Genomic DNA, 15,843 nt, shown 5'->3' on the forward strand with positions numbered 1-15,843 from the left:
CCATGAACAAGGTCGCGAGCCATAAAACTGCGGTGCAGTATCTTTATCCCCCGATCGAGCCGTTCGACCGGCAGATGCTGGACGTGGGCGACGGGCATTCGGTCTATGTCGAGCAGTCGGGCCGCGCCGACGGCCTGCCGGTGCTGGTGCTGCATGGCGGCCCGGGCGGCGGCTGCAGCCCGGCGATGCGGCGCTATTTCGACCCGAATATCTACCGCATCATCCTGTTCGACCAGCGCGGCTGTGGCCGGTCGCGCCCGCATGCCAGCGTCGAGGCCAACACGACATGGCATCTCGTGCGCGACATTGAGCAGATCCGCGAGACCCTCGGCATCGCGTCTTGGGTCGTCTTCGGCGGCAGCTGGGGCGCGACGCTGGCACTGATCTACGGACAGACGCATCCCGACCGCGCGCTGCATCTCGCCCTGCGCGGCGTCTTCACCATGACCGAGGCAGAGCTTGACTGGTTCTACGGCGGCGGCGCCGGCGCCTTCTGGCCCGAGACATGGAAACGGTTCGTCGCCCTCATCCCCGAAGAGGAACGCGGCGACATGATCGCCGCCTATCACAAGCGCCTCTTTTCCGGCGATCTCGCGCAGGAGATCACCCATGCCAAGGCCTGGTCGGCCTGGGAAAACGCGCTGGCGACGGTGCAGTCCACCGGCGTCGGCGGCGACAGCCCGGCCGATTACGCCCGCGCCTTCGCGCGGCTGGAAAACCACTATTTCACGCATCGCGGCTTTCTCGACCATGACGGGCACATCCTCGCGCGGATGGGCGATCTGCGCGACGTGCCGGGCACCATCGTGCAGGGCCGCTACGACATGATCTGCCCGCCGATCACCGCCCACCGCATCGCCGAGGCGTGGCCGAAAAGCGATCTGCGCATCATTCCCGTCGCCGGGCACGCCCTGTCGGAACCGGGGATCAGCGCCGATCTGGTCGGGGTGATGCAAAAGGTCGCACAACGCTATTGAGCCGGCGCGCCCTGTCGCGGTATCCCGGAAGGCATGGAAACGCTTCCAGAGCTTTACGCGCGTCTCGTGGCCGAAGGCCGGCTGACGCCCGACGCCGCGCAAGAGGCCGTGCTGCCGGAATTCGAACGCATCCGCGCCGCCCTAGACTCGCCAGCCCCGCGCGGCTGGTTTCGCCGCGCGCCGGAGCCGCCGAAGGGGCTGTACCTCTGGGGCGGGGTGGGACGGGGCAAGTCGATGATCATGGACATGTTCGTCGACACGCTGACCGTGCCCTGCCGGCGGGTGCATTTCCACGCCTTCATGCAGGAAATCCATGCCGGTCTGCACGCCGCCCGCGCACGCGACGAGGCCGATGCGCTGGCGCCCGTGGCCGATGAGGTCGCGCGTTCGGTCCGGCTGCTGGCCTTCGACGAGATGCAGATCACCGACATCACCGATGCGATGATCGTGGGCCGGCTGTTCGACGTGCTCTTCTCCGCCGGCGTGGTGGTCGTCACCACCTCCAACCGGGTGCCCGACGATCTCTACAAGTCCGGTCTCAACCGGCAGCTTTTCCTGCCCTTCATCGCGCTGATAAAACAGCATATGGTCGTCCGGGAAATGGCCGGCCCGACCGATTACCGCCAGGACAGGCTGGCCGGCGCGCGCACCTATTTCACCCCCACCACCCCAGAGACCAGCGCCGAGGTGGCGCGCATCTGGCAGGATCTGACCGGCGGCGAGGGCGCGCGCCACGTGCTGCGCGTCAACAAGCGCGACGTGGAATTGCCCGCCTTTCACAACGGCGTCGCGCGCGCCACGTTCTACGATCTCTGCGCGCAGCCGCTGGGGCCGGCGGATTACCTCGCGCTGGCCGAGGCGGTGCGCGTGCTGATCCTCGAGAACATCCCGCAACTCGGGCGCGGGAACTTCAACGAGGCCAAGCGCTTCGTCACCCTGATCGACGCGCTCTACGAGGCCGGCGTGCAACTGATCTGCACCGCGGCGGCAGAACCGGAATACCTCTATGTCGAGGGCGAGGGCAGTTTCGAGTTCGAACGCACCGCCAGCCGACTGCGCGAGATGCAGTCGCAGGGTTGGGGCGAACGGGCCGAGGCGGGGTGAGGCTAATGCCCGATGAGTAAGCAGCGCGTCGCGCCGCGTACCGCGCCGGGGCTACAGCCTGACCGGTCTTCCCGACCGCACCTACCGGCTGCGCGTCAACTCGAGGAACACGTCCTGCAGATCGGCCTGCTCGGTCCGGACGTCGCGAATGGATATCCCCGCCGCGCGCACCGCCGCCAGCACCGTCTCGGCGGTCATCTCGGCGGTGTGATAGGTCACCTCGATCCGGTCCCCCTCGCGGCTCACCTTCAGCCCCTGCCCCTCGGGCAGTCGCGGCACCGCGCCCTCCGGCTCGATCACCATCGTCTTGACGTCCAGCCGTTCCAGCAGATGGGCGGTCGTGTCGCGCGCCACCACCTTGCCGAAATTGATGATCGCGATCTCGTCGCACATCGCCTCGGCCTCTTCCAGGTAATGCGTGGTCAGCACGATGGTCATCCCCTGCCGGTTCAGCGCGCGCACATTCTCCCACAACATCTGGCGCAGCTCGATATCGACGCCCGCCGTCGGCTCGTCCAGCACCAGAATATGCGGGTGATGCACCAGCGCCTTGCCCAGCAGCAGCCGCCGCCGCATGCCCCCCGACAGGGTGCGCGAATAGGCCTCGGCCTTGTCCTCCAGCCCGACCAGCCGCAGGATCTCGTCACTGCGCCGCTGATTGCGCGGCACGCCGTACAGTCCCGCCTGCATCTCCAGCGCGCCGCGCGGGGTGAAGAACGGGTCGAGGTTCAGCTCCTGCGGCATCACGCCGATCGACGCGCGGCTCTGGCGCGGATTGATGTCCTGGTCGAAGCCCCAGATCGTCACCCGCCCGGCGCTCTTGACCACCAGCCCGGCGAGGATGTTGATCAGCGTCGACTTGCCCGCCCCGTTTGGCCCCAGCAGCCCGAAGACCGATCCCTTGGGAATATCCAGATCGATATCCGTCAACGCCGGTTTCTCCGGCTTGCCGCGGCTGCCGCCATAGGTCTTGGTCAGTCCCCGGATCTCGATGGCATTAGTCCCCATGCCGCTCTTGCCCCTTGCGCCGCGTTTGCTCATATGTGGATCTAGTGGAATGCCCGCGGAAAGGAAACGCCCCATGGTCACCGAGGTCCCTGAAACGCGAATCGTCGACACCTACCGCGTCGCCTGCGATGGCGGGGCATTGGGTCACCCCCGTGTCTGGCTGCGGATCTCCGAGGAGACGGGCTTCGTCGAATGCCCCTATTGCGACGTCAAGATCATCCACCGCGATTTCGAAGGCAAGGTCTGACGCGGGTCCCGTGATGCGCCGCCGCGCCGCGCTGGCGGTCCTTGCTGGCGGGGCGGTTCTGGTATTCGGGCCGGCGATGCTGCGCCGGCTGCGCGCCCCCGATCTCACGACAGAGCCGCTGCCGGGCCTGCCGGGGTTCCGGAAACGCGCGGGCGGCAATCTGTCGGGCGGCGACCCCATGCTGATCGGACTGGATGACGCCGCGCCCGCCACGCCGGACGAGGTCTGCGCACACCTCTTCGATGGGCCTCTTGGCGCTGACACGGTGCCCATCGCCTACTTCTCGGATGCGCGCTGCGTCTACTGCCGGGTGGTTTCGCCGATGCTGCAAGAGATCGCGGAGACCGAGCCCGTCCGCATCACATGGCACGAACTGCCGCTCCTGGGGCCCGCTTCGCGGCGCGCTGCCGAAGCGTCGATCGCGGCGCGGCGCCAAGGGGCCTACGCGATGTTTCACGACCGGCTGATGGGCACGCCCTTCATGCCAAACGACGCCTATCTGCGCCAGCTTGCGGGCGATGCCGGGATCGACTGGGACCGGCTGCTGCGCGACATGGGCGGCGGTGCCGTGGCGGACACCCTCACCCGGTCTGCGCGGATCGCGCGGGCCTTCGGGTTCTTCGGCACGCCGGCGCTGGTGGTGGGACGCACCGCGATCCTCGGCGCGGTGGAGACGTGGCAACTGCGCCGCCTGATCGCCGCGGAACGCGCCGCGACCGATCCGCATCCTTGCGCCTGACCCTCACGGGGCAGGATCAGATCATCGCGAAATCGTCGAACCGGCACCGGTGGCTGTCATCCGATCCCTCGTGCCGGGATCGTGGCTCCCGGCGGGGCCGGTCCTCGGTGGCACTCGACTGGGTTTCGGATCCGTCCTGGCTGTCATCCGCGTCGTCGGCCATCTGTTTTCTCCATTTACTCCGCAGGCGGGCCGACACGCGCCGACCGGTGCTGCAACAAGGTTACACGCAGTGCCTCGAAGGTCCCTTCGGACCGTCCGGGATCCCTGAAAGAGCCCGGCTGGCACCATGGGAATCACGGTGGCACATTCATAATATTCTGTCCACACCACCTTAAAAGAAACTTAATTGCGCGAACAATCCCATCTGATTGCGTGATATTATATCCACAGCCCGCCATACCGCCCACGCCCGCAGCGCCGCACCACTCCCGACCGCGCAAACCCGCTGGCACACCGCCGCGGTTCGTGACAATAAACCGCAAACGGGTTCGCACGCGGGGGCACGACATGAGCACCGGATTCGGCAAGGGCTGCCATCTGCATCTGATCGACGGATCGGCCTTCATCTTCAGGGCCTATCACGCGCTGCCGCCGCTGACGCGCAAGTCCGACGGCCTGCCGATCGGCGCGGTCGCGGGCTTCTGCAACATGCTGCAACGCTATGTCGAGGGCAACAACGGCAACGACGCGCCCACCCATGTGGCGGTGATCTTCGACAAGGGCAGCCACACCTTCCGCAACGACCTCTACGAGGATTACAAGGCCAATCGTGACGAGATGCCAGAGGACCTGCGCCCGCAGATCCCGCTGACCCGCGACGCCACCCGCGCCTTCAACATCGCCTGCCAGGAGATCGAGGGGTACGAGGCCGACGACATCATTGCGACCCTCGCCTGCCAGGCGCGCGATCTGGGCGGCCGGGTGACGATCATCTCGTCCGACAAGGACCTGATGCAGCTTGTCGGCGACGGGGTCGAGATGCTCGATGCGATGAAGAACCGCCGCATAGACGTGGACGGCGTGCGCGAGAAGTTCGGCGTGAACCCCGCGCAGGTGGTCGATGTGCAGGCGCTGGCCGGCGACAGCGTCGACAACATTCCCGGCGCGCCCGGCATCGGCCTCAAGACCGCGGCGCTGCTCATCAACGAGTTCGGCACGCTCGAGGATCTTCTGGACCGCACGTCCGAGATCAAGCAGCCCAAACGCCGCCAGACGCTGGAGGAAAAGCGCGAGCAGATCGAGATGTCGAAACGCCTCGTGCAGCTCGACTGCGCCACGCCGCTCGACTTCACCCTCGACGATCTCGAGGTGCGCGATCCCGACCCCGAAACGCTTCTGGGCTTCCTGGCGGATATGGAGTTCCGGACCCTGTCGAAACGCATCGCCGAGGCATTGGGAACCGACGCGCCGGTGATCCCCGAACCCGAACAACCCGCCACGCAGGAGACCACCCCCGACTGGCCCGCCATCGACGCATCCGGCTACACCCGCATATCCGACATGGAAACCCTCGAGGCCTGGATCGACATGATCCGCGCGCAGGGCTTCGTCGCCGTCGATACCGAAACCACCTCGCTGAATGAAATGCAGGCGGCGCTCGTGGGCATCTGCCTTGCCACCACCCCCGGCACGGCGGCCTATATCCCGTTGCGCCATCGCGGCCGAAATTCGGGCGATCTCTTCGACGAGGACGCGCTGGTCGAAGGGCAATTGCCGCTCGACGAGGCGCTCGCGGCACTCAAGCCGATCCTTGAGGATGACAGCATCCTGAAGATCGGCCAGAACATGAAATACGACGCCAAGATCCTCGCCGCGCTCGACATCGCCGTCGCCCCCATCGACGACACCATGCTGATGTCCTACGCGATGCATGCCGGGCTGCACGGCCACGGCATGGACACGCTGTCGGAACGCTACCTGTCGCACACGCCGATCCCGATCAAGACGCTTCTTGGCAGCGGCAAGTCGGCCATCACCTTTGATCGCGTCCCCCTCGACGAGGCGGTGCGCTACGCCGCCGAGGACGCCGATATCACCCTGCGCCTGTGGCACGTGTTCAAGCCGGAACTGCACCGCGCCCGCGTCACCACCGTCTACGAGACGCTGGAACGCCCGCTGTCGCCGGTGCTCGCCCGCATGGAACGTCACGGCATCAAGGTCGACCGTGACACGCTGGGGGCCATGTCCGGCAAGTTCGCGCAGAAGATGGCGGAACTTGAATCCGAGATCCACGATCTCGCCGGGCGCAAGTTCAACGTCGGCTCGCCCAAGCAACTCGGCGAGATCCTGTTCGACGAGATGGGCTACGAGGGCGGCAAGAAGGGCAAGACCGGCGCCTACGCCACCGGCGCCGACGTGCTCGAGAATCTGGCGACGATCCACGATCTGCCCGCGCGGGTACTGGACTGGCGGCAACTCTCCAAGCTGAAATCGACCTACACCGACGCGCTGCAGGATCATATCGACCCCGACACCGGCCGCGTGCACACCTCCTACGTCCAGACCGGGGCGGCGACCGGGCGGCTGTCCTCGACCGATCCCAACCTGCAGAATATCCCCATCCGCACAGAGGAAGGGCGCCGCATCCGCGAGGCCTTCGTGGCCGAGCCGGGCAACCGCCTCGTATCGCTCGACTATTCCCAGATCGAGCTTCGGATCCTCGCGCATATCGCGCAAATCGACACGCTGAAACAGGCCTTTCAGGAGGGGCAGGACATCCACGCGCTGACCGCGTCAGAGATGTTCAACGTCGCGATGGACGACATGACGCCGGAAATCCGACGCCAGGCCAAGGCGATCAATTTCGGGGTGATCTACGGCATCTCGGGCTTCGGCCTCGCGCGCAACCTGCGAATCCCGCGCTCCGACGCGCAGGGCTTCATCGACCGCTATTTCGAACGCTTCCCCGGCATCAAGGATTACATGGACGCCACCACGTCCTTCGCCAAGGAGAACGGCTTCGTGCAGACCCTTTTCGGCCGCAAGATCCACACGCCGGAAATCTCGGCCCGCGGCCCGCGCGCCGGTTTCGCGCGCCGTGCGGCGATCAACGCGCCGATACAAGGCACCGCGGCCGACATCATCCGCCGCGCGATGATCCGCATGCCCGCCGCTATCGACGCCCTGCCCTGCAAGATGCTGCTGCAGGTCCATGACGAACTGATCTTCGAGGTCGAGGAGGATGCCGTCGATCGCGTAGTTGAGGCCGCCCGCGAGATCATGCAGGCTGCCGCCCACCCCGCCGTGCATCTCGACGTGCCGCTCGTGGTCGATGCCGGCCAAGGCACCAACTGGGCCGAGGCGCATTGACCGCTGAAATTCGTGCTATGCTGGCCTGCGTGCCACAGAATCACAGGCGACCCGACGCATGAAGATTCCCGCCTCCTGCCTTGCCCTCGCCGCGGCGCTCGTCCTGTCGGCCTGCGCCACGCCGAAGCAGCAATGCATCAATGACGCCACCCAACAGCTTCGCAGCACCGAAAACGCGCTGGCGACGGCGCAAGGAAATATCAGCCGTGGCTACGCGCTTCATAGTCAAAGTGTGCCTTACACCGTCAGTCACACCTGCTACCGCCAATATCCGCACACCAATACCGTGATCCCCTATTCCTGCCCCTCGACCCATTACCGCACGCAAACCACTCCGGTGGCGATCGACGTCGCGGAAGAGCGCCGGAAGGCCGCACGATACCGCGAGATCCTGCCCGGGTTGCGCGAGGCGGCCGCTGCGCGCATCGCGCAATGCAACGCGCAATTTCCCGAGTGACCGCTACCCGTCCAGCTCGGGATGCCAGTAGCGCTGCATCATCAGGTAGGTGAAGGATGCCGACCAGGTGATCAGCAGAAAGCCGTTCAACGACGCGGTGGCGGCGATGATCCGTATCGGGCCCGCGGGATAGATTTCCCCGATCCCCAGCGTCGTGTAGCTGGTGGTCGCGAAGTAGAAGAAATCGAGCACACTCCCCGAGAACGCGCCCTCGATCCGTCCGAAGCCGTCGCTTGCCTGCAGCACCGCGAACATGCAGGCATAAAGCGCGATCTCGATGAAATGCGCGCCGAAACAGGCCGAGATGACGACCAGGACGCGCTGCCGCGGCCGGATCGGAAGCCGCGGCAAAAGGTGGCCGGTCTTGCGCAGGACCTCGTAGTGAATGAGGACCGTGGCCGAGATCAGCAGCACCGCGACCGCGACGATGATCAATGTGGTCATTGCGGTGCACACCTCCTGCATTGCCTGGTCACACCTTGACCAATACCGCCCGCCCCGTCGAGGGCCGCGCGGCGGCGGCCCGCCGCACCCGGCCTTACCGCATCTTCGCCTGCATGATCCCCAGCCGCTCCATCTTGTCGCGGTGGCGCCGCTCCATCAACTCGGCGTTGCGGTTGGTGACCTCCTCGAGGGCCTCGAAATCCTCGCGGCAGACCAGCGCGGCCACCTCGCGCCCGTGGCGGTAGATCAGTACCCGCTCGCCGGTCGTCATGACGTGGTCGAGATAGGCGCGGAACCGGCTGCGCAGTTCTCGGCTGTTGACATTGTGGAACATTGGCGGTCTCATTTCATCTTGCGGATCGGGTCAGCCTGGGCCCGAGACGTTAACGCCACGTTGCCGCGCCGGTCGGGGCGCCCCGGACCCGCGTCGGCGCCGATTTGCGTACATTGCGCGCGTACACAACGTACAGCGTGTACAGGTCGGCTGTGCCTGTAAAATGTCGCATACGGCATGCTGCGATGCAGCGAATCGGATTAAAGGACGCGCTCACACCAGTAGCGGAAGCCCCCAATGTGCCGTAACCCGAAAATCATTCTCTGCCCGATCAACCTGCGCCACGTCAAACTGGACTATACCGCCTATACCGAGGCCGCCGAGATGGCCGCCCGGCATGGCGCCAAGCTGATCATCATGACCGTCGCGCCCGAGTTCGAGCGCAACATGAACATATACGATTCAGATGCTTACTGGGGGGACGAGCTCAAGAAATTCGTCGCGGCCCACCCGCCCAAGGACGTCGACTACGAGACCGTCGTGCGCAAGGGCGCGGTGCATCGCCAGATCGTCAAGCTGGCGAAAGAGCGCAAGGTCGACGTGATCGTGATGGATTCCGCCAACCCCAAGGTGCAGGACTACCTGCTGGGCACCAATGCCAGCCACGTCGTCACCCATGCCGAATGTTCAGTCTACGTGGTCCGCAGCTAGGCGGGCAGCGTTCCCTTCAGCACATATCGAATGATATCAACCACTTGCTGCGGCTCTCGTGCGACCGCGAGGGCCGCGGCATCGACTTCTTTCAGGGCGTGGTCATGCTCGGGCGGTTGCAGGATGATCAGCGACTTGCCAAGCGCCGATGCATACCCGGCATCGAAGGCCGCATTCCACTGCTTGTAGCGGTCACCAAAGCGGACAACCACGATATCTGCCTCTGACAGCCCCTTGCGCGTGCGGATCGCGTTGACCATTGCGCCCTTGTGGTCATGCCAGTACTTGTCCGGCTCTTCCCCCAAGATCGCGATACCGCAATCGTCGCTGGCGCCGTGATCCGTCACCGGCGCGCTGAACGACACCTCAAGCCCTTGGGATGCCTCGATAATCTGCTCTCGCCAGTCGGTGTGGATCTCGCCCGACAGATAGATGTTCAACATGCTGTCCTCCTTGTCTCAGCCGCGCAGCGTGCCGCCGGTCGCTTTCTGAACCTTGTCGACGACCTTGGTCGAAATCGCCTCGATCTCGGCCTCGGTCAGCGTCCTTTCGCGCGGCTGCATCCGCACCGCGATAGCCAGGGATTTCTTGCCCTCGCCCAAGCTGCCGCCGCTGAACTCGTCGAACACCCGCACATCGGTGATCAGCGATTTATCCGCCCCGAGGGCCGCGTTGACCAGTGTGGCGGCTTCGACATCCGCGTTGATAACAAAGGCAAAATCCCGTTCCACGGCCTGCAGGTCGCTGATTTCGAGCGCCCCGCGCGACACCGAGGATTTGCGCGGCAGCGGCACGTTCGCCGGGAACACGGTGAAGGCGACCGCCGGTCCCTTGACGTCCAGCGCCTGCAGGATCCTGGGGTGAAGCTCTCCGAACACACCCAGCGTCGTCTTCGCACCGAGGCAGATCCGCCCGTGCCGCCCGGGATGGAACCAACCCGGCCCGTCGCGCAGGATCTGTACCTTCGCCGGCGCCCCGATCGCGTTCAGGATCGCCTCGGCATCGGCCTTGGCGTCGTAAAGGTCGATCCCGCGGGCACTGCCATGGACGTCCTTGGGCCCGGTGCGCCCGACAAGAAGTCCAGCGATCTGAAGGTGTTGTTCGTCCGGCTCGCCGCCCTGGAAGGCGTGGCCCACCTCGAACAGCGCGAGGTCCATGATCCCGCGCGCCTGGTTGCGCGCCGCCGCCTGCAACAGACCGGGCAGCAGATCCGGGCGCATGTGGCTCATCTCGGAACTGATCGGATTGGCAAGCATCGTCGCGTCCTCGCCGCCGCCGAAAAGCTGCGCCGCGGCGCGGTCGATGAAGCTGTAGGTGACGCATTCGTTATAGCCAAGCACCGCGCCGGTCCGCCGCGCAACCCGCTCGCGTTTCTGCATCGCGCTGAGGATCGGCTTGGGCACCCCCGCCTCGGGGCGGGCAAGGGGCCGCCCCCTTAGCTTGGTCAGCGACGCGATGCGCGCCACCTCCTCCACCAGATCGGCCTCGCCCTGAATGTCCGGGCGCCAGCTTGGCACATGCGCTGTGTTGCCTTCCAGCTTGAAGCCGAGGGCGGTAAGTGTCTGGCGTTGCTCGCTTTCCGGAATATCCATGCCGACAAGCGACTGCACCCGCGCAGGGTCGAGCCGGTAGGAGCGGGCGACATCGGGCACCTTGCCGGCAACCACGCGGTTCGACGGCGTCCCCCCGCACAGGTCGAGGATCATCTGCGTCGCGAGATCAAGCGCCGGCATGTTGAATTCGGGGTCTATCCCGCGCTCGTTGCGGTAGCGCGCGTCCGAGTTGATCCTGAGCGCGCGGCCCGTCGCGGCGATCTGGATGTGGTCCCAGACGGCGGCCTCCAGCAGCACGTTCTCCGTTTCCTCGGTGCAGCCCGCGGCAAGCCCTCCCATGATGCCGCCGATGCTCTGGATCCCCGCAGCATCGGAAATCACCACCTGGCCGGGACCGAAGCTGTAGTCCTTCTCGTCGAGGCCGGTCATGGTCTCTCCGCCTGTGGTGCGATGCACGCGCAGATCGCCCGTCACCTTGTCGGCGTCGAACACGTGCAGCGGCCGGTTCCGGTCGTAGGTGAAGAAATTGGTGATATCCACCAGCGCCGAGATCGGCCGCAGCCCGATGGCGCGCAACCGGTCCTGAAGCCAGCGGGGCGAGGCGCCGTTGCGCACCCCGCGAATGAGCCGTCCGGCAAATACGTGGCAGCCCCCGGTCTGCGTGTCCTCGTCGATGGTAATGCGCACGGGGCAGGGAAATTGCCCTTCGATATCAACAGACTGCGCTGATCTCAGCGTGCCAAGGCCGCGCGCCGCCAGGTCGCGCGCAATGCCCCGCACTCCCAGGGCATCCGGGCGGTTGGGGGTGATCGCGATCTCGATCACCGGATCGATCCGGGCCGGATCATGCGCCGCGAGCCAGTCCACGAAACGCTCGCCCACCTCGCCGGAGGGCAACTCGATGATGCCCTCATGCTCGTCCGAAAGCTCCATCTCGCGCTCGGAACACATCATGCCATGGCTTTCGACGCCGCGGATCTTGCCGACGCCGATGGTGGTGTCGATGCCCGGCACGTAGACCCCCGGTTTCGCGATCACCACGGTGATCCCGGTGCGGGCATTGGGGGCACCGCAGATGATCTGCGTATCGCCGTCGGCGGTCGCCACCTGGCAGACGCGCAGGCGGTCGGCAGCCGGATGGGCCTCGGCGCTCAGCACGTGGCCGATGGTGAAATCGCCAAGCTTTGCGGACGGATCGTCGATACCCTCGACCTCGAGGCCCAGATCGGTCAGCGTTTCGGCGATTTGATCGACCGTGGCCGTGGTGTCGAGGTGATCCTTCAGCCAGGAAAGTGTGAACTTCATGCGTGCGTGTCCGCCTGTCAATCTCCGAGGTTACGGGACGCCTTAAAGGATATCATGACCGTGGAAAACCCCGCTTTGGACCTGGGCCGTTCCGTCGCGCGACGCGCCCGGCCTAGCCCGTCCAGCGGTCGGCAAAGTCGAACGCGCTGTCATAGCCGAACAGCGCCACCGCGCCCCCGGTATGCAGGAAGACGACACGTTCGCCTTTCTTGAAATGCCCCTTGCGGACAAGGTCGATGAGCCCCGCGGCCCCCTTGGCCGAATAGACCGGATCGAGCAGGACCGCCTCGAGTTCGGCGAACATGCCTATCGCCTCGAGCCCGCCTTCGGTCGGGATGCCGTAGCCGTCGCCGACGTAATCGGTATTGGCGACCACGTCTTCGCGCGCGACAACATCCGGGCAGCCCAGCTTTTCGGCCGTCGCACGGGCAAGGTTATAGACGTTCTCCTCCTGCTTGAGCCGCGGTGCGCGCACGCCGATCCCCAGAAGCGGGATCCGCGCGTTCATCGCCTTGAGCCCGGTGATCAGCCCCGCCTGCGTGCCGGCGCTGCCGGTGGCGTGCACGATATGGTCGACCTTCAGCGCGCGATCGTTGAACTGCGCCAGCATCTCGAAGGCGCAGTTCACGTAGCCAAGCGCGCCGGTCGGGTTCGATCCGCCCCCGGGTATGGTGTAGACGTTGCGGCCCTCGGTGCGGAACCTCTCGGCGACGCTCTCCATCTCGGCGTGCATGTCGGTGCCGCCGGGCCGTTTCTCGGTGGTGGCGCCATGCATGTGATCCAGCAGCACGTTGCCGTTGTGATTGTAATTCGCGTTGTTCGAGCTGGTCCGGTCCTCCAGCAGCAGATGACAGGCCATGCCCATCTTCGCCGCGAAGGCCGCGGTCTGCCGGGCATGGTTCGATTGCGTGGCGCCCTGGGTCATCACGAGGTCGGCCCCCCGCAAGTCCGCCTCGGCCATCAGGAATTCCAGCTTGCGCGTCTTGTTGCCGCCGGTGCTCAGCCCGGTGCAATCGTCCCGCTTGATCCAGATCTCCGGACCGCCAAGCTCGCGGCTCAGGCGATCGAGCCGCTCCAGCGGAGTGGGAAGATGTGCCAGAAAGTGGCGCGGATAGCGAGAAAGGTGCATTTTGGTCTCCCTGATCTGACGTGCTTGCACTCCGGGCCGGCCCGCCGGTATGGTCCGAAGCTGCACGTGCCGGCCCGCCGGCGCGTCGGGGCCTTCCACCTTGCGCAGCTGACACCAGTTTGCTTAAACCCCCGGGATGCCCGAACTGGAGACCGTAGAATGGTCGATATCGCAACCCGCGTCTACAATCATCGCTGGAAACTGGACCCGATCGTCAGGTCCTTGATCGATACCGACTTCTACAAGCTTCTGATGTGTCAATCGGTGTTTCGCAATTTCCCCGACACGACCGTGACGTTTTCCCTGATCAATCGGACCAAGTCCATCAGGCTGGCAGAGCTTGTCGACGAGGGCGAGCTGCGCGAACAGCTCGACCACATTCGAACCCTGTCCCTGACCCGGGGCGAAAGCACGTGGTTGCGTGGCAACACCTTCTACGGCAAGCGGCAGATGTTCACCCCGGAATTCATGCGGTGGTTCGAGAACCTGCGCCTGCCGCCCTACCATCTCGAAACCGTCGATGGCCAGTACGAGCTGACCTTCGAGGGCAGATGGCCCGAGGTGATGCTGTGGGAGATCCCGGCCCTCGCCGTCTTGATGGAGCTTCGCGCCCGTGCGGTGTTGAGCACCATGAAGAAGTTCGAGCTTCAGGTGCTCTACGCCCGCGCCATGACGAAGCTCTGGGAAAAGGTCGAACGCCTGCGCGCCGTCGAGGGGCTGCGCATCGCCGATTTCGGCACCCGGCGCCGCCATTCCTTCCTGTGGCAGGACTGGTGCGTGCAGGCCATGCGCGAAGGGCTGGGGGACCGGTTTGTCGGCACCTCCAACTGCCTGATCGCCAAGAACCGCGACCTTGAGGCGATCGGTACCAACGCCCATGAATTGCCGATGGTCTACGCCGCGCTCGCGCCCGACGACGCGGCGCTCGCGCGGGCGCCTTACGACGTGCTTTCGGACTGGCACGAAGAGCATGACGGCAACCTGCGGATCATCCTTCCGGACACGTTCGGCACCAAGAGCTTTCTGGAAAACGCGCCGGACTGGCTGGCCAGGTGGACCGGGATGCGGGTGGATTCCGGCGCGCCAGAGGCCGCGGCCGACATGGCGATCCAGTGGTGGAAAGAGCGCGGCGAGGATCCGCGCGACAAGATGCTGATTTTTTCCGACGGTCTCGATGTCGACAAGATCATCGATCTGCACACTAAGTTCTCGGGCCGGGTGCGTACCTCCTTCGGCTGGGGCACGCTGCTGACCAACGATTTCCGGGGGCTGACGGAAAACGACGCCTTGGCGCCGTTCTCGCTTGTCTGCAAGGCGGTCGCGGCCAATGGAAATCCCACGGTGAAACTGTCGGACAATCCGCGCAAGGCCATGGGACCACCAGAAGAGATTGAACGCTATCGCCGGGTCTTCGGCGTGGGCGAGCAGGAAGAAATGGACGTGATCGTATAGCCCTTCGTTCAGGTCTCAGCGCACCACGAATTCGGCGTGCAGCGCGCCTGCAGCCTTGATGCTCTTGAGAATGTCGATCATGTCGCGCGGCGCGACGCCCAGGGCGTTCAGCCCCGCGATCACTTCCGAAAGCGACGTACCCTCGGGCACCTCTGCCAGCCCTATGCCCGGCTCCTCCTCGATCTGGGCTTCGGTGCGGGGCACGACGACCGTCTGGCCGCGGGCGAAGGGATTGGGCTGGACGGCCAGCGGTCGTTCCTGGATGCGCAGCGTCAGGTTTCCCTGCGAGACAGCCACCCGCGAGATGCGGACGTCCTGGCCCATCACGATCGTCCCGGAGCGCTGATCGACCACCACGCGCGCCTTGCGCTCGGGCTCGACAAGCAGGTTTTCGACCTGGGCCAGCGCATGTGCCGGTGATGGCGCCCGCATCCCCGCGATATCGAGGCGCACCGTGCCGGAGTCGAGCATCGCTGCCACTCCGCGACCGACGGCCCCGTTGATCACGCGCTCGATACGTGACGCCGTGGTGAAATCCGGCTCCCGCAAGGCAAGCCGGATGACCTCGAGATCGGTGAAGTCGAACGAGATCTCGCGTTCGATGCGGGCCCCGGACGGGATCGTGCCGGAGGTCGGAACGCCTTGGGTCACGCCGCCCGCCTCGCCTTCGGCCGAAACGCCGCCCGCGATGATCGTCCCTTGCGCCACGGCATAGATCTGCCCGTCCGCTGCGTTGAGAGGTGTCATGATAAGCGTGCCGCCAAGCAGGCTCTCGGCATCGCCGACGGCCGAGACCGTGACGTCGATCTGCCCGCCGGCGCGCGCGAAGGCGGGCAGCTCTGCGGTGACGAACACGGCGGCGACGTTTTTCGGGCGGAACTGCTCTCCCGAGATATTGACGCCGAGACGTTCGAGGATGTTGGACATGATCTCTTCGGTGAATGGCGAGTTCCGCAGGCCGTCACCAGTGCTGTTCAACCCCACCACCAGCCCGTACCCGACCAGATCGTTGCCGCGGACGCCGTCGAATTCCACCAGATCCTTCAGGCGAACGGGGCTGGCCGCCGCGGGCAAGGCGACGGAAAACGCGGCGAAAAGCACGACCAGCCAGCGGAGGATCATCAGGTGTCC

General features: G+C 65.4%; 16 protein-coding genes. 8 read left to right on the top strand and 8 right to left on the bottom strand.

Annotated elements, in window-relative coordinates; translation table 11 throughout:
• Positions 1-2: 2 nt before the first annotated feature.
• Positions 3-977 (top strand): prolyl aminopeptidase, encoded by a 975-nt coding sequence (pip, locus tag V8324_RS07020; RefSeq protein ID WP_336419216.1) that lies wholly within the window; start codon positions 3-5, stop codon positions 975-977.
• Between the two features lie 33 nt (positions 978-1,010).
• Positions 1,011-2,081, top strand: a complete 1,071-nt coding sequence (gene zapE / locus V8324_RS07025) for a cell division protein ZapE (protein ID WP_336419217.1) — start codon at positions 1,011-1,013, stop codon at positions 2,079-2,081.
• A gap of 81 nt (positions 2,082-2,162) precedes the next feature.
• Here the strand turns inward: zapE and V8324_RS07030 are convergent, their stop codons facing one another.
• Positions 2,163-3,089, bottom strand: coding sequence for an ABC transporter ATP-binding protein (locus V8324_RS07030; RefSeq protein WP_336419300.1), 927 nt, complete (start codon positions 3,087-3,089; stop codon positions 2,163-2,165).
• Between the two features lie 73 nt (positions 3,090-3,162).
• On the opposite strand from V8324_RS07030, the gene V8324_RS07035 reads away from it, so the two are divergent.
• Both V8324_RS07035 and V8324_RS07040 read left to right on the top strand, forming a co-directional pair.
• Positions 3,163-3,336: a zinc-finger domain-containing protein gene (locus tag V8324_RS07035; protein WP_336419218.1), complete on the top strand. Its 174-nt coding sequence runs from the start codon at positions 3,163-3,165 to the stop codon at positions 3,334-3,336.
• A 13-nt stretch (positions 3,337-3,349) separates the two neighbouring features.
• Positions 3,350-4,075 (top strand): DsbA family protein, encoded by a 726-nt coding sequence (locus tag V8324_RS07040; protein ID WP_336419219.1) that lies wholly within the window; start codon positions 3,350-3,352, stop codon positions 4,073-4,075.
• A 16-nt stretch (positions 4,076-4,091) separates the two neighbouring features.
• On the opposite strand, the gene V8324_RS07045 is transcribed toward V8324_RS07040, so the two are convergent.
• Complete coding sequence (locus V8324_RS07045) at positions 4,092-4,238, bottom strand: hypothetical protein (RefSeq protein WP_336419220.1); 147 nt, start codon at positions 4,236-4,238, stop codon at positions 4,092-4,094.
• Positions 4,239-4,585: 347 nt separating this feature from the next.
• Between V8324_RS07045 and polA the strand changes: the two genes are divergently transcribed.
• Both polA and V8324_RS07055 read left to right on the top strand, forming a co-directional pair.
• Positions 4,586-7,387: a DNA polymerase I gene (polA, locus tag V8324_RS07050; protein WP_336419221.1), complete on the top strand. Its 2,802-nt coding sequence runs from the start codon at positions 4,586-4,588 to the stop codon at positions 7,385-7,387.
• 58 nt (positions 7,388-7,445) lie between these two features.
• The gene (locus V8324_RS07055; RefSeq protein ID WP_336419222.1) at positions 7,446-7,844 is read left to right on the top strand and encodes a hypothetical protein; all 399 of its coding nucleotides are present in this window, start codon (positions 7,446-7,448) and stop codon (positions 7,842-7,844) included.
• Between the two features lie 3 nt (positions 7,845-7,847).
• Here V8324_RS07055 and V8324_RS07060 read toward each other — a convergent pair whose 3' ends face one another.
• Together V8324_RS07060 and V8324_RS07065 are read right to left on the bottom strand one after the other, a co-directional pair.
• On the bottom strand, positions 7,848-8,288 hold the full coding sequence (locus V8324_RS07060; RefSeq protein ID WP_336419223.1) for an ion channel: 441 nt from the start codon (positions 8,286-8,288) through the stop codon (positions 7,848-7,850).
• Between the two features lie 94 nt (positions 8,289-8,382).
• Entirely contained in the window at positions 8,383-8,622 is a 240-nt protein-coding gene (locus V8324_RS07065; RefSeq protein WP_336419224.1) for a type II toxin-antitoxin system Phd/YefM family antitoxin, read from the bottom strand.
• Positions 8,623-8,859: 237 nt separating this feature from the next.
• Here V8324_RS07065 and V8324_RS07070 point away from each other — a divergent pair, with 237 nt between their 5' ends.
• Entirely contained in the window at positions 8,860-9,273 is a 414-nt protein-coding gene (locus V8324_RS07070) for a universal stress protein (protein ID WP_336419225.1), read from the top strand.
• On the opposite strand, the gene V8324_RS07075 is transcribed toward V8324_RS07070, so the two are convergent.
• The 3 genes from V8324_RS07075 to V8324_RS07085 all read right to left on the bottom strand — a co-directional run bounded on the left by V8324_RS07075 (position 9,270) and on the right by V8324_RS07085 (position 13,260).
• On the bottom strand, positions 9,270-9,716 hold the full coding sequence (locus tag V8324_RS07075) for a YtoQ family protein (RefSeq protein WP_336419226.1): 447 nt from the start codon (positions 9,714-9,716) through the stop codon (positions 9,270-9,272). The genes V8324_RS07070 and V8324_RS07075 overlap by 4 nt on opposite strands.
• Before the next feature lie 15 nt (positions 9,717-9,731).
• Complete coding sequence (gene pheT / locus V8324_RS07080) at positions 9,732-12,131, bottom strand: phenylalanine--tRNA ligase subunit beta (RefSeq protein ID WP_336419227.1); 2,400 nt, start codon at positions 12,129-12,131, stop codon at positions 9,732-9,734.
• Positions 12,132-12,243: 112 nt separating this feature from the next.
• Positions 12,244-13,260 carry a D-cysteine desulfhydrase gene (locus V8324_RS07085; RefSeq protein ID WP_336419228.1) on the bottom strand — a complete coding sequence of 339 codons (1,017 nt, stop codon included), beginning with the start codon at positions 13,258-13,260 and terminating at the stop codon, positions 12,244-12,246.
• Positions 13,261-13,419: 159 nt separating this feature from the next.
• Here V8324_RS07085 and pncB point away from each other — a divergent pair, with 159 nt between their 5' ends.
• Positions 13,420-14,712, top strand: coding sequence for a nicotinate phosphoribosyltransferase (gene pncB / locus V8324_RS07090; protein ID WP_336419229.1), 1,293 nt, complete (start codon positions 13,420-13,422; stop codon positions 14,710-14,712).
• Positions 14,713-14,727: 15 nt separating this feature from the next.
• Here pncB and V8324_RS07095 read toward each other — a convergent pair whose 3' ends face one another.
• Entirely contained in the window at positions 14,728-15,834 is a 1,107-nt protein-coding gene (locus V8324_RS07095; protein ID WP_336419230.1) for a flagellar basal body P-ring protein FlgI, read from the bottom strand.
• Positions 15,835-15,843: the final 9 nt, after the last annotated feature.

It is taken from the genome of Roseovarius sp. D22-M7 (assembly GCF_037083785.1).
GTDB lineage: Bacteria > Pseudomonadota > Alphaproteobacteria > Rhodobacterales > Rhodobacteraceae > Roseovarius.

Bases quoted from the DNA above. Each gene is read 5' to 3' on its own strand.
- V8324_RS07055 (WP_336419222.1), top strand. From the start codon at position 7,446: ATGAAGATTCCCGCCTCCTGCCTTGCCCTCGCCGCGGCGCTCGTCCTG.
- zapE (WP_336419217.1), top strand. From the start codon at position 1,011: ATGGAAACGCTTCCAGAGCTTTACGCGCGTCTCGTGGCCGAAGGCCGG.
- V8324_RS07060 (WP_336419223.1), bottom strand. From the start codon at position 8,288: ATGACCACATTGATCATCGTCGCGGTCGCGGTGCTGCTGATCTCGGCC.
- V8324_RS07085 (WP_336419228.1), bottom strand. From the start codon at position 13,260: ATGCACCTTTCTCGCTATCCGCGCCACTTTCTGGCACATCTTCCCACT.
- V8324_RS07030 (WP_336419300.1), bottom strand. From the start codon at position 3,089: ATGGGGACTAATGCCATCGAGATCCGGGGACTGACCAAGACCTATGGC.
- V8324_RS07095 (WP_336419230.1), bottom strand. From the start codon at position 15,834: ATGATCCTCCGCTGGCTGGTCGTGCTTTTCGCCGCGTTTTCCGTCGCC.
- pncB (WP_336419229.1), top strand. From the start codon at position 13,420: ATGGTCGATATCGCAACCCGCGTCTACAATCATCGCTGGAAACTGGAC.
- pheT (WP_336419227.1), bottom strand. From the start codon at position 12,131: ATGAAGTTCACACTTTCCTGGCTGAAGGATCACCTCGACACCACGGCC.
- polA (WP_336419221.1), top strand. From the start codon at position 4,586: ATGAGCACCGGATTCGGCAAGGGCTGCCATCTGCATCTGATCGACGGA.
- V8324_RS07075 (WP_336419226.1), bottom strand. From the start codon at position 9,716: ATGTTGAACATCTATCTGTCGGGCGAGATCCACACCGACTGGCGAGAG.
- V8324_RS07070 (WP_336419225.1), top strand. From the start codon at position 8,860: ATGTGCCGTAACCCGAAAATCATTCTCTGCCCGATCAACCTGCGCCAC.
- pip (WP_336419216.1), top strand. From the start codon at position 3: ATGAACAAGGTCGCGAGCCATAAAACTGCGGTGCAGTATCTTTATCCC.
- V8324_RS07065 (WP_336419224.1), bottom strand. From the start codon at position 8,622: ATGTTCCACAATGTCAACAGCCGAGAACTGCGCAGCCGGTTCCGCGCC.
- V8324_RS07035 (WP_336419218.1), top strand. From the start codon at position 3,163: ATGGTCACCGAGGTCCCTGAAACGCGAATCGTCGACACCTACCGCGTC.
- V8324_RS07045 (WP_336419220.1), bottom strand. From the start codon at position 4,238: ATGGCCGACGACGCGGATGACAGCCAGGACGGATCCGAAACCCAGTCG.
- V8324_RS07040 (WP_336419219.1), top strand. From the start codon at position 3,350: ATGCGCCGCCGCGCCGCGCTGGCGGTCCTTGCTGGCGGGGCGGTTCTG.